The sequence below is a fragment of the Polynucleobacter brandtiae genome (assembly GCF_002797575.1).
Taxonomy (GTDB): domain Bacteria; phylum Pseudomonadota; class Gammaproteobacteria; order Burkholderiales; family Burkholderiaceae; genus Polynucleobacter; species Polynucleobacter brandtiae.
This window is the reverse complement of the sequence record NZ_PGTX01000001.1, coordinates 80,252-92,011: the sequence shown is the minus strand read 5'-3', so window position 1 is coordinate 92,011 and position 11,760 is coordinate 80,252. Positions and strand designations below refer to the sequence as shown.

At 45.7% G+C, this 11,760-nt stretch carries 12 protein-coding genes, 2 tRNA genes and 1 riboswitch; of the genes, 11 read left to right on the top strand and 3 right to left on the bottom strand.

Going from position 1 to position 11,760, the window contains the following annotated elements; all coding sequences use genetic code 11:
- Positions 1-2 precede the first annotated feature (2 nt).
- The 8 genes from B0G85_RS10225 (at position 3) to B0G85_RS00505 (ending at position 6,663) form a co-directional block, all read left to right on the top strand.
- The gene (locus B0G85_RS10225) at positions 3-140 is read left to right on the top strand and encodes a hypothetical protein (RefSeq protein ID WP_157799260.1); all 138 of its coding nucleotides are present in this window, start codon (positions 3-5) and stop codon (positions 138-140) included.
- 111 nt (positions 141-251) lie between these two features.
- A tRNA-Arg gene (locus tag B0G85_RS00535) sits at positions 252-326 on the top strand.
- 168 nt (positions 327-494) lie between these two features.
- Positions 495-1,331, top strand: a complete 837-nt coding sequence (locus B0G85_RS00530) for an NUDIX hydrolase (RefSeq protein ID WP_100378500.1) — start codon at positions 495-497, stop codon at positions 1,329-1,331.
- A gap of 55 nt (positions 1,332-1,386) precedes the next feature.
- Positions 1,387-1,493, top strand: a riboswitch (TPP riboswitch).
- Between the two features lie 39 nt (positions 1,494-1,532).
- A complete protein-coding gene (thiC, locus tag B0G85_RS00525) occupies positions 1,533-3,494 on the top strand; it encodes a phosphomethylpyrimidine synthase ThiC (RefSeq protein WP_100379122.1) in 1,962 nt (653 codons plus the stop codon).
- A 23-nt stretch (positions 3,495-3,517) separates the two neighbouring features.
- A complete protein-coding gene (locus tag B0G85_RS00520; protein ID WP_100378499.1) occupies positions 3,518-4,681 on the top strand; it encodes an FAD-dependent oxidoreductase in 1,164 nt (387 codons plus the stop codon).
- Positions 4,672-4,869 carry a sulfur carrier protein ThiS gene (thiS, locus tag B0G85_RS00515; protein WP_100378498.1) on the top strand — a complete coding sequence of 66 codons (198 nt, stop codon included), beginning with the start codon at positions 4,672-4,674 and terminating at the stop codon, positions 4,867-4,869. The genes B0G85_RS00520 and thiS overlap by 10 nt, the downstream gene beginning before the upstream one ends.
- Before the next feature lie 32 nt (positions 4,870-4,901).
- The gene (locus B0G85_RS00510; protein WP_100379121.1) at positions 4,902-5,720 is read left to right on the top strand and encodes a thiazole synthase; all 819 of its coding nucleotides are present in this window, start codon (positions 4,902-4,904) and stop codon (positions 5,718-5,720) included.
- A 10-nt stretch (positions 5,721-5,730) separates the two neighbouring features.
- A complete protein-coding gene (locus B0G85_RS00505) occupies positions 5,731-6,663 on the top strand; it encodes a thiamine phosphate synthase (RefSeq protein ID WP_100378497.1) in 933 nt (310 codons plus the stop codon).
- Between the two features lie 22 nt (positions 6,664-6,685).
- On the opposite strand, the gene thiD is transcribed toward B0G85_RS00505, so the two are convergent.
- Entirely contained in the window at positions 6,686-7,570 is an 885-nt protein-coding gene (thiD, locus tag B0G85_RS00500; RefSeq protein ID WP_100378496.1) for a bifunctional hydroxymethylpyrimidine kinase/phosphomethylpyrimidine kinase, read from the bottom strand.
- Between the two features lie 21 nt (positions 7,571-7,591).
- On the opposite strand from thiD, the gene B0G85_RS00495 reads away from it, so the two are divergent.
- Positions 7,592-7,667, top strand: a tRNA-Asn gene (locus tag B0G85_RS00495).
- Between the two features lie 85 nt (positions 7,668-7,752).
- On the opposite strand, the gene B0G85_RS00490 is transcribed toward B0G85_RS00495, so the two are convergent.
- Positions 7,753-8,337, bottom strand: a complete 585-nt coding sequence (locus tag B0G85_RS00490) for a hypothetical protein (protein WP_100378495.1) — start codon at positions 8,335-8,337, stop codon at positions 7,753-7,755.
- A 354-nt stretch (positions 8,338-8,691) separates the two neighbouring features.
- On the opposite strand from B0G85_RS00490, the gene B0G85_RS00485 reads away from it, so the two are divergent.
- Together B0G85_RS00485 and B0G85_RS00480 are read left to right on the top strand one after the other, a co-directional pair.
- Positions 8,692-9,204 (top strand): hypothetical protein, encoded by a 513-nt coding sequence (locus B0G85_RS00485; protein WP_100378494.1) that lies wholly within the window; start codon positions 8,692-8,694, stop codon positions 9,202-9,204.
- Positions 9,204-10,094 (top strand): transporter, encoded by an 891-nt coding sequence (locus B0G85_RS00480; RefSeq protein WP_198508661.1) that lies wholly within the window; start codon positions 9,204-9,206, stop codon positions 10,092-10,094. Before B0G85_RS00485 ends, B0G85_RS00480 begins: the two co-directional genes overlap by 1 nt.
- 13 nt (positions 10,095-10,107) lie before the next feature.
- Here the strand turns inward: B0G85_RS00480 and B0G85_RS00475 are convergent, their stop codons facing one another.
- Positions 10,108-11,724: an AMP-binding protein gene (locus B0G85_RS00475; protein WP_100379120.1), complete on the bottom strand. Its 1,617-nt coding sequence runs from the start codon at positions 11,722-11,724 to the stop codon at positions 10,108-10,110.
- Positions 11,725-11,760 lie beyond the last annotated feature (36 nt).

The following is an 11,760-nucleotide window of genomic DNA, read 5'->3' as shown; positions in this document are numbered from 1 at the left end:
CGATGAAAAAAAAGCATGTTCCATCGCAATGGTTGATACTGGGCGGCGCTGTTTTAGTGTTGATGATTGTTTTTAGCGCCTACTTTGCGCCCAATGTCATGATCGCCATTGCTAATCATGTTTGGGCGTGGTGTAGTTAATTACTGCGACTTTAGTTCGGTGGATAATAGAATTTGTCAAGCACGCAAATTGTATTTTGTATTCTGATATTTACTCTAGTTCTGATTGTTGTTTTAGTTTATTCATCAATTCTTGCCGTAGCACAATGGATAGTGCACATGCCTCCTAAGCGTGGGATACAGGTTCGATTCCTGTCGGCGGGACCACCTCCTTCACAATAGTTATCCACAACTTGTGTGGATAAATCGGCGAAAGTTTTCGTAAGTCCTAGATTTGTATAGACTGACCTTACTTGCCTAAATAATAAGCATCCATTTATAGCTCAAATTTAAGTAAAGAACGATTGACTTTTGGAATTCTCTTACACTAAAGCCATGACGAAAATCTCCACAAGCACTCTAGCCGCCCTAGAGGAAATGCTTCAAAATACAGCCAGATCAGCACCTCAAGATTTCTTACCCATTCATTTCGCCGGAGGCCTAAACCCTGGAAAGGTAATTGGGCATCTCAACCCAGAATTCATCCCTTTTTTGCAAGATTCGCTTCGCAAACAGCCAATCGCTCACATTCAAATGAATCATGACAGTTTGATTATTCAAAGCGCCATACCCACTGTGCTTTCGGGGAGCCTAGCGCAGATAGCCGACAGAATGCAGCAAGGAGGATTTATTCCCGGCTGGCGCCATGAAGAATTTGCCTGGATTGACCAAAATGGTCATGAATACTTCCGTATGGAGCGCTCTGCTTTTCGTACCTTTGGCTTTCGAAGCATGGCAAGTCATGTCAATGGCTATACCAAGACAGGAAATCTATGGTTTGGTCGCCGCAGTGAAAGTAAAGCAGCGGACCCAGGCCGCTTAGATAACCTAGCCGCAGGTGGTATAAAAGCGGATGAGACCCCTTGGGTAAACGTGCGACGTGAACTATGGGAGGAAGCAGGTGTTCCCCCGCAAATATCTGACTTTATTGAACCTGTAGGACGTATTCACCTACGAAGACCTATCCAAAACAGAGGTTTTCATGATGAGCTTCTTTATATCTATGATTTAGCCTTAGCTGAAAATTTTGTACCTACTAATCACGATGGTGAAGTCAGTGGTTTTATTGAAATCACCCTTTCAGAGGCTGCAGCCCGTATCTTAGCCGATGAATTTACCAGTGATGCCGCCATTGTTACTGCGGATTTCATCTTACGAAATACCAAAGCTTAATGGGTGTGCATTACCCCCATTTATTTGAAAGCTATTTCGTGGTTAAATACACACAAGGATGAAACAGGGGTGCTCTTTAGGGTTGTTGACTTTAAAGTGCTGAGAAAGACCCTATAACCCGATCCAGGTAATGCTGGCGTGGGGAGTTTTCAATCAGCCGTCACCCGGTTTCGTCCATCTAATGACAGCCAGGAGATGGATATGAGTGATACCAATAAGAAATCAAAAGCCGAAATCCCAAGTTTAAAGAGCTTAGAGCGTGACTTTGGGCAAAAATTTGCCTACCCAGCCTCTACTAAAACTTACCTAGAAGGTTCCCGCCCCGATATTAAAGCGCCGATCCGTATGATCGAGCAGCTATCTACTCGTGTTGGTGAAGAGATGGTTGCTAATCCGCCAGTACCGGTCTATGACACTTCGGGTCCATACAGCGATCCGGAAATTGTGATCAATTTAGAAAAAGGCCTGCCTTTATTGCGCAAGAATTGGATTGAAGAGCGTAATGATACTGAGCAGCTCGCTGGGCCTTCATCAGATTACGGCGTAGCTAGATCTCAAGATACTGAAACTGCGCATCTACGTTTTGCCCATATCGGCGCACCACGAGTTGCTAAGGTGGGTAGTAATGTCAGTCAAATGTATTACGCGCGCAAAGGCATCATCACCCCAGAGATGGAATACGTTGCACTACGTGAGTCCATGGGCCTAGAGCAGTTACGCAAGAACCCAGAATACAAGCAACTACTTAAGCAACATCCTGGTAAGAGCTATGGCGCTAACCTACCCGAAATCGTCACCGGTGAATTTGTGCGCTCTGAAATCGCCGCAGGTCGCGCGATTATTCCTGCGAATATTAATCACCCTGAATTAGAGCCAATGATTATTGGCCGTAATTTCCGTGTCAAGATCAATGGCAATCTGGGTAACTCGGCTGTTACCTCCTCAATCAATGAGGAAGTAGAAAAGATGGTCTGGTCTATTCGTTGGGGTGCAGACACCATCATGGATCTTTCCACCGGTAAGCATATTCATGAAACGCGTGAGTGGATCATTCGTAATTCTCCAGTACCTATTGGTACCGTACCTATTTATCAGGCGCTTGATAAAACAGGTGGCGTTGCTGAAGACCTCACCTGGGAAATGTTTCGTGACACTCTGGTTGAACAAGCTGAGCAAGGTGTGGATTACTTCACCATTCATGCAGGAGTATTGCTACGCTACGTTCCATTAACCGCAGATCGCATTACGGGCATTGTGTCTCGCGGTGGATCTATCATGGCCAAGTGGTGTTTAGCCCACCACAAAGAAAACTTCCTGTACACCCGCTTTGACGAAATTTGCGAGATCATGAAAGCCTATGACGTGTCATTTAGTTTGGGTGATGGTCTGCGTCCAGGCTGTATTGCAGACTCGAATGATGCGGCGCAATTTGGAGAGCTGCATACACTGGGTGAACTGACAGCCAAAGCATGGAAGCATGATGTGCAAGTCATGATTGAAGGTCCTGGCCATGTTCCTATGCAACGCATTGAAGAAAACATGACTGAGGAACTCAAGCATTGCTTAGAGGCGCCTTTTTATACTCTCGGCCCATTGATTACTGATATCGCTCCTGGCTATGATCACATCACTAGCGGTATTGGTGCTGCGCAAATTGGTTGGTACGGCACAGCAATGCTTTGCTATGTGACGCCTAAAGAGCATTTAGGCTTGCCAGATAAAGAAGACGTGCGCACCGGCATCATTACCTACAAAATTGCAGCCCATGGCGCAGACCTTGCTAAAGGGCTACCTGGTGCTCAATTACGGGATAACGCCTTGTCAAAAGCGCGCTTTGAGTTCCGCTGGGAAGACCAATTTAATTTGGGTCTAGATCCTGAGCGAGCCCGTGAATATCACGATGCGACTTTACCGGCTGAGGGTGCAAAAATTGCCCACTTCTGCTCTATGTGTGGCCCGAAGTTCTGCTCGATGAAAATCACGCAAGAAGTACGTGAATACGCTGCAACGTTAGATGCGGATGGCAATCCAAAGGTATCTAAGGTGATACCGATCATTGCGGATGCCGATCAAGCAACCCAAGAAGCAGCCAGTAAAGCGGCTGCAGGCATGGAAGAGATGTCCGCTGAATTTCGTAAGCGCGGTAGTGAGATTTATCAGTAAGCCAGCATTGATTAAAGTGAATCATGAGTAGTTCTTTCGCGAATCGCAAGTACGCCATCGTTGGCGCCGGCCTAATCGGTCGGTTGCTGGCGGTTGCGCTTGCGAAACGCGGAGCCAAAGTATCCCTTTATGAAAAAGGGGGGCCCGAGGCCCTAGATTCGGCTGCTCGAGTTGCTGCTGCCATGTTAGCCCCGCTTGCAGAATCTGCTATCACAGAAGATAACGTAGTCCGCATGGGCATCCATAGCTTGCCACGCTGGAAACAAATTATTAATGAACTCGCTAAACCTGTTTTTTTTCAGCAGGAAGGTACTTTAATTTTGTGGCATCACCAAGATGCTAGTGAAGCAGCGCGTTTTACTAAGCACCTTGAAAAAAATAGTGGCAACAATACGGCTTTAAGTGCACCGCAGAAACTAGATCGTGACGCTCTTCAGGCGATAGAGCCTAGTATTCAAGCACAATTTACGCAAGGACTCTATTTGCCTAATGAGGGCCAGCTAGATAACCGCCAACTCTTAGAGGCCTTATTAGTTGAGCTAACTCTCATGAAGGTGTCATGTCATTGGCACGAGTCCATTAATCCCGAGCTATTGAGAGCAAAACACAATGCTTTTGATTGGGTGATTGATTGTCGCGGCTTAGGTGCAAAAGATAGCTGGAATACACAGGAAGCATCTAAAGAAAATTTACGTGGAGTGCGGGGTGAAGTCATTCGCTTGCATGCGCCAGAAGTCAAACTGCAGCGCCCTACTCGCTTGATCCATCCGCGATATCCTATTTATATTGCCCCAAAAGAAGATGATGTCTATGTTGTGGGTGCCACAGAAATTGAGTCTGAAGACAGATCACCCATGAGTGTGCGCTCTGCAATGGAGTTACTTAGTGCGGTGTATACGGTTCACAGCGGCTTTGCCGAAGCCCGTATTTTAGAGATGGCTACGCAGTGCCGACCCACTTTAAAAGATAATTTACCTCAAATTCATATTCATCAGCAATCTAGTACAGCAGGCCTGATGATGATTAACGGTTTATACCGTCATGGTTATCTGATTTCGCCGGCTATCTTAGATTGCGCACTTGAAATACTGAGTGTCGGTAATAGTCAAACGGCTGTTGAACTAGGCTTACAGATAAAAATTCACCAGCACCATCTTATAGAGACCGAGGTAACGACATGCGTCTGATTGTCAATCAAATTGAGCAAGAACTGCCTGATCACAGCACGATTGACGATGTACTAGAAATGATTAAAGCCACCCCGCCATTTGCGGTAGCTGTCAATTTTGAATTTGTACCCAAGTCAACCCATTCTGAACATATTCTGAATGAAGGCGATCAACTAGAAATCATTTCTCCCGTCACCGGTGGTTAATGAATGCCGTTGATTGTTATCAAAATTCTGCTATGACCATACCCCTACAAAATAAGCTTCATTCTGCCGATACTCTCGTGCTCTATGGCGAAACATTTGCCAGCAGGTTGTTGCTGGGTACCTCACGCTATCCCTCCCCACAAGTATTAGAAAACGCTGTTAGATCTGCTAACCCCGGCATGATTACAGTAAGTTTGCGCAGACAAGGTAGTGCTACTACTGAGGCTCACTCGGGATTCTGGGATCTCCTGAAAAAGATGGCTGTACCAGTCTTACCCAACACAGCAGGCTGCCATAGCCCACAAGAAGTAATTGCCACAGCAAAGATGGCTCGGGAAGTGTTTGAAACAGACTGGATTAAGTTAGAACTGATTGGCGATGATTACACCCTTCAACCTGACACGCTGAGGCTAGTAGCAACAGCAGAGACCTTGATTCGAGATGGATTTAAGGTGCTTCCCTACTGCACTGAAGATTTAATTTTGTGCCAACGTTTAGTCGATGTGGGTTGCCAAGCAGTGATGCCTTGGGCCGCACCGATTGGAACAGGTCAGGGGCCATTAAACCCCTATGCACTTCAACTGTTGCGAGATCGTCTGAAAGTGCCACTATTAGTAGATGCTGGATTGGGCCTACCTTCACATGCTTGTACAGTGATGGAATGGGGGTATGACGGTGTTTTATTAAATACGGCTGTTGCTCTCGCTGATGATCCGATTGCCATGGCGAACGCCTTTGCAATGGCTGTACAAGCCGGTCGGTCAGCTCATCTATCTGGGGCCATGAAAGCGCAAGTTTCTGCGCAAGCAAGTACACCTTTAGTGGGTACCCCTTTCTGGCACCAAGAATAAAGTTCATACGATGAGTTTAGTTCGCGACCTAGCCGATCAAATTGTTGCAGCCCATCAACATGATGACTTGTGTATTGCTATTGCTCAATTTAGTATCGCCTCACCGCCCCCTAAAATTGATAACGAGCATGCTGCAGATCATTACGAATTAGCTGGCACCTTAGCAGCAATCACCATGGGCTTTATTGAGCAAGATGCCAAGGTGTTGGGTAAGGCCTGGTCACGCATGGTGCATCAAGACGGTCGCTTTGATCCTAAAAGATGGCCCTCCAGACCAGAGTATTTTGATCTTTTGCCGTGGACTAGGGATATGAATTCCAATGCCTTTGCACCCTGCCCTAAGCATTTAGGTTTATATGCCGTCATGCCAGATGCTGATTGGGTTAAGAGGATGGTTGAAGCAGAGGTGCCAACAGTACAGCTGCGCTTTAAGTCTGACGTACACGATACAAGCGAGCTGCGCAAACAAATCGCCCAATCGGTTCAAGCCGTTGCAGGCAGCAAAACCTTGCTATTTATTAATGATTTTTGGCGAGAAGCAATTGAGGCTGGTGCCTATGGCGTTCATCTTGGCCAAGAGGATCTCGACTTTGCAGATTTAGAGGATATTAGATCTGCGGGCCTTCGCCTTGGCTTAAGCACCCATGGTTATGCTGAAATGGTTTACGCCGATCGCTATTGTCCAAGCTATATAGCAATGGGTGCCGTATTTCCGACGCAACTCAAAAAGATGCCTACTGCTCCACAAGGTCTAGGTCGCCTCTACCAATACACTAAACTCATGAATCACTATCCACTCGTAGCGATCGGTGGAATTGATGAAAGCAGTATTCATGCAGTAGCGCAAAGTGGCGTTGGCTCTGTGGCAGTAGTCAGAGCCATTAGCGAATCAAGTGATCCCAAGGCGGTTGTTAAACGATTGCAAGAGTTAATGAAAACTTAGAGCATTAGCGCTTTACTGCAGTCTAATACTTCCCCTCTTCCTCAGGCAAAGCCGTTGGATAGAAAGCGTGCATGTGCCACAAGGGTCCTGGACCCTCCCCAATACTTAAGAATCTACCAGCTTCTAAGCCAGCCTCTACATAAGCAATTGCTTTAGCTACTGAGTGCGCAAGATCATGGCCATCGGCTAAATACGTCGCCACAGCGGATGATAGAGAGCAGCCAGTGCCATGGGTATTGACTGTATTAACCCGGTAGTGCTTAAACTCCTTAGACTGGACTATTTCTAGGTTGTCCTCCAATGTCCGCCACATTAAAAAATCCGTTAACTGAGTATGCGTTGCATCTAGGTGCCCACCTTTAATTAATACTGCTTGCGGACCCATATCAAGTAATTCTTGCGCGGCTAATGCAAAGTCTGCGACCGTAGTGATTTCTCGGCCCAGTAGCAAAGATGCCTCATCTAAATTCGGTGTAATTAAACTGGCCATCGGAAATAAATACGTCATCATGGCTTGGGCTGTATCGTCACCACCCAAACTGGCCCCAGAGGTTGCCCTAAGAACAGGATCCAGAACAATCCTTTTTGCCCCGTGGCGCTTCAGTGCAGATGCTACCGTACGAACAATCTCAGGGCTAGCCAACATCCCAATTTTGACAATATCCACACCAATATCTAAAAATATGGCGTCTATTTGCGCCTCGATGACGTCCAGATTGACATCTTGAATACAGCTGACACCCAAGGTATTTTGGGCAGTAATCGCAGTAACGACCGACATGCCATATCCACCAAGGGCTGTGATGACCTTAAGGTCGGCCTGCAAGCCGGCGCCACCGCCACTATCAGACCCGGCAATGGTCAATATTTTGGCAATCTTTACAGAAGTGGGAAGAGATGATTTCATCTTGCTATAATATTCGCTTATTCCTCGATAGCTCAGTTGGTAGAGCGCCGGACTGTTAATCCGTAGGTCCCTGGTTCGAGCCCAGGTCGAGGAGCCAGAAAGTAAAACCCCGTAATGCTGATGCACTACGGGGTTTTTTTATTTATTGAGATCAGGTATTGAGCTCATCTAAAGCGCTGTAACTAAATCAAGCCTTTTTTTCTTAAATTAGCCAAACGATTGTTTAATGTTTTGATTGTCAGTAGGTTAAATTTATCGCCTTCGGACCAGGCACTGCCCATCCATTCAATTCCCTCTGCAGTGATGTTAGCAAATGGCGCCTTGCCTTCTTTTGCATAGCCTTCTAATGCGGTCATTAAGGCCGGGCGATCTTCGAACCCGCCAACATCCTTGATAGCATCTAAAATCGGTTTGGTAATCGTGTCGCTGTAGGTTACTTTTGAGTCTGGATGCTTTGGTGCTGGCGTCGCTGGAAGAATATATTCGTGAGGCCACTCGAATACATTCCTGGCTGAATTTTTTACTGCTTCTGGGCTCACAGTAACTACGGAGACATTCTTAGGATCACCGGGAAGACCCAATCCAACTATCCAAGCCTCGAATTCTGCAATCCGACTATGGCGCTTATCTTCACTATCGCGCTTAGGCTCCTCTTGCGAGAGCAGCAAGGTAACCCATGCCCAAGCAATATCTTTAGGGCTTGCAAATCCCTGCGTCAAAATAAGGCTGGCTTTTTTTAGTAGCGCTACGGAGCTTGGTTTTGTCATTACATACTTTCGGGGATGCATTTAATTGGTGATAGGCAGCAAAAGAGCCGTTCAGTGATGAAATCACTGTATGCGCTACCAATAGAACCTGAAGAATACGCTAAATAATCAAAAAACATCTGCCAAAGCGCTTATCCATACTGAAAACTGACTCATTTAGCCCTTCATTACCGCTATCACGATGGATATCGGTCCACGTTCCCTTAGCTTGAATCATGCCAGGATGTGCTGAGCTTTTTGGCAAGAATGCCACTTATCGCTTTTAATTTTTTATCTAAGCAATAATGTTGATCAAACTAATAATAATTTAAATATAGTGCTTTAAATTATGCTTAAAACAATAAGTCAGAACCCATGTCAACAACACTCAAAGTAAAGCTAAAAAATGAGGCAATGAAGGCAGCTCTGCTAGCCCTCTACTTCGCCCTATGGTTTTGTGCTCTGGCTTTTTTAGCGGCAACGACTTTACGTGAACGCCCTATTCCGCTGTCAGTATTTGGGTTTGCACTACTAAAGGCTGGGATTTGTGCCAAGTTTATGATGCTTGCTCAAACTGTATACCCAATCAATATCAAACAGGGGCGAGGGATGATGCGCCCTCTATTAAGTGCATCTGTCTTTTACTTACTAGTGGTGCTTTGTTTGAGTGCATGCGAATCTGGCCTAGAAGCATTGATTCATGGGCGCTCCTTTACGGGCGCCCTACTCGATTTCGTAGCATCTGACCCAATACATCTTCTTTCCATTTCGTTCGTGTATTGGTTGATCGTTTGGCCCTATTTGATATTTTCTGGTATGCGCCTAGCCCTTGGAAAAGAGACTACTGATGCATTGTTTTTTGATGCACCAGAGATTCCGAAAAAATAATGTGCAGGCGTAGTAATAAGTCCAACCAAGTATGGGCTTTTTTAACCCTCATTATTGGCCTCATGCGCATGAGCTTCGCTCAAGAGATCGTAGCACGGACATACTCCAACGCGCCCATTGGCATCAATTTTTTAAGCGCTGGCCTTGTGCAATTGAAGGGTAATAATTACAAACTCACTAGTGAGGTGATGGGCTTTACACATATTTTGGATGTAGCCGGTCAATCAGGGAAGTTGGGTATTGTGATTCCTTATGGGGAGCTCAGCAAAAAAGCTACTATTAACGGTTATCAATTGAATGCCAGTGCGCAGGGCTTATCAGATCCGGTAATCAAAGCATCCGTTAATCTTTACGGGGCACCTGCGCTCACCCTAGATCAGTTTAAGAGCTACCAACAAGATTTGATTATTGGCCTTAGTGTTGCGGCTTCTATTCCCTGGGGAACTTATAGCGACCAGCAAATGGTCAATATTGGCGCCAATCGTTGGTTTATTCAGCCTGGGGTAGGCGCGTCTAAAGCCATCGGCCCCTGGAGATTTGAATTAGCGGGGGAAGGTATTTTTTACAGTAAAAATACCAACTATTTAGGAGGAAATACACTTTCTCAGAGTCCAATCTATTCGACTCAAACCCATGCTATTTACTATTTTGAGAATACTGCCTGGCTCTCTCTCGATGCCACCTACTTTATTGGAGGGCAGACCTTACTAAATGGAAATCCAGTGAGCGGCAGTCAGGAAAATTGGCGCTATGGTAGCACCCTTTCCTATCCATTAAGCAAGCACAACTCTATCCGGCTTACAGGGAGCACTGGGGCATACTCTAAAACCAATAACAGTCATGATCTCATCGGCATATCTTGGCAATATCGTTTCGGGGGTGGACTCTGAATCTGAGGAGAATTTATAAATCTCGCAGATGGCGTCTTAGTATTTTGCCAACGTTAGATTTAGGCATTTCATCTATAAACATCACTTTTCTAGGTCGCTTATAGTTAGTCATGTGTAATTTGCAGTATTCAATTACTTGCGCTTGCGACAGCTCAGGGTGATCTTTAACGATATAAACAATGACCACCTCTCCAAGCTTTCGATGTGGCATGCCGATGACTGCGCACTCTCGTACTCCAGCCAATTGAGAAATCATTTCTTCAATTTCGTTTGGAAATACTTTAAAACCTGCCACGACAATCATGTCTTTTTTGCGATCAACAATGTGAACATGCCCTTCAGGGGTCATGATGCCAATATCACCCGATTTAAAATAGCCATCAGCAGTCATGCATTGCAGTGTTTCTTGGGCTTGATTCCAATACCCTGCCATGACCTGAGGACCTTTGATAGCGATTTCTCCGGCCTGACCAAAAGGCAACTCAGCACCCTCGTCATCCAAGATGCGGACATCAGTAGCGGGAAGCGGCATACCAATCGAACCAGTAAATTGAGTAATGATGGGGGTATTAACGCACACTACAGGTGAAGTTTCGGATAAGCCGTAACCCTGAGCAATCGGCACTCCTGTTAGCTGATGCCAGAGGTCGGCAGTCTTTTTTTGTACAGCCATACCACCACCAATAGTGACTAATAAATGCGGTAGCTTTACTTTAAGAAATTCAGGTCGATGAATCAACGCATGAAAAAGGGTATTGACACCCGGAAAAATGTGAATGCCAGGATGATTAATTAGAAATTGAATAAACCCATCTATGTCACGTGGATTAGCTACAAGCAATAAGAGCCCACCCTTACGAATGCCTAAAAAAGCACATGCAGTTAGGGCAAAGATATGGGTCATAGGCAATGCGCACAAAAAAACTAACTGCTCGTCTCCTTTACGCTCAAGCGCAGGACTTAGCCACAGCTCAATCTGAACGATATTTGCCAGAACGTTGCGATGCAACAGTACAGCACCTTTAGATACGCCCGTAGTGCCACCCGTATATTGTAAAAAGGCCACATCATCCATACTCACTTGTGGCCGATGAAATTCGTGGTGCTTACCCGTCTTGATTGCTGCATTAAACCGTATATGAGAAAACTTCCAGGGTGGAATCATTTTCTTCACATAACGCGCTACAAAGTTGACTACCCTACCTTTGGCTCCAATAGCATCACCTACGCTGGTAACGATGACTTGTTTAACTAAATGCTGATCAGCAATTGCGTCATAAGTAGCGGCAAAGTTTTCTAAAATAATAAGGGCTTCAGAGCCACTATCGCGCAATTGATGCTCTAACTCACGAGAGGTATAAAGGGGGTTAACGTTAACAACAACATATGCTGCACGCAGCGTACCCAACATGGCAATTAGATATTGCGGCACATTAGGAAGCATGATGGCAACACGTGCGCCGGGCTCTAATTTTAGAGTCTGCAAATAAGTCGCAAAGTGTTGGGATAATTTATCTAATTGCCCATAGGACATAGATACACCCATAAATTCCAGGGCAGTACGCTGTGGGTGCCTGGAAAAGGATTCTTCAAATAGATCAACCAAAGAATGGCATCCCAGCGACTCCATAGCGCGATCAATCTGATGGGGAATGCCATCAGGATA

What these genes read in the sequence shown, in the direction of transcription:
- B0G85_RS00490 (WP_100378495.1), bottom strand. Translation starts at nt 8,337, where the DNA reads ATGACAAAACCAAGCTCCGTAGCGCTACTAAAAAAAGCCAGCCTTATT.
- B0G85_RS10225 (WP_157799260.1), top strand. Translation starts at nt 3, where the DNA reads ATGAAAAAAAAGCATGTTCCATCGCAATGGTTGATACTGGGCGGCGCT.
- B0G85_RS00505 (WP_100378497.1), top strand. Translation starts at nt 5,731, where the DNA reads ATGAGTTTAGTTCGCGACCTAGCCGATCAAATTGTTGCAGCCCATCAA.
- B0G85_RS00480 (WP_198508661.1), top strand. Translation starts at nt 9,204, where the DNA reads ATGTGCAGGCGTAGTAATAAGTCCAACCAAGTATGGGCTTTTTTAACC.
- B0G85_RS00530 (WP_100378500.1), top strand. Translation starts at nt 495, where the DNA reads ATGACGAAAATCTCCACAAGCACTCTAGCCGCCCTAGAGGAAATGCTT.
- thiD (WP_100378496.1), bottom strand. Translation starts at nt 7,570, where the DNA reads ATGAAATCATCTCTTCCCACTTCTGTAAAGATTGCCAAAATATTGACC.
- thiC (WP_100379122.1), top strand. Translation starts at nt 1,533, where the DNA reads ATGAGTGATACCAATAAGAAATCAAAAGCCGAAATCCCAAGTTTAAAG.
- B0G85_RS00485 (WP_100378494.1), top strand. Translation starts at nt 8,692, where the DNA reads ATGTCAACAACACTCAAAGTAAAGCTAAAAAATGAGGCAATGAAGGCA.
- thiS (WP_100378498.1), top strand. Translation starts at nt 4,672, where the DNA reads ATGCGTCTGATTGTCAATCAAATTGAGCAAGAACTGCCTGATCACAGC.
- B0G85_RS00510 (WP_100379121.1), top strand. Translation starts at nt 4,902, where the DNA reads ATGACCATACCCCTACAAAATAAGCTTCATTCTGCCGATACTCTCGTG.
- B0G85_RS00475 (WP_100379120.1), bottom strand. Translation starts at nt 11,724, where the DNA reads ATGGAGTCGCTGGGATGCCATTCTTTGGTTGATCTATTTGAAGAATCC.
- B0G85_RS00520 (WP_100378499.1), top strand. Translation starts at nt 3,518, where the DNA reads ATGAGTAGTTCTTTCGCGAATCGCAAGTACGCCATCGTTGGCGCCGGC.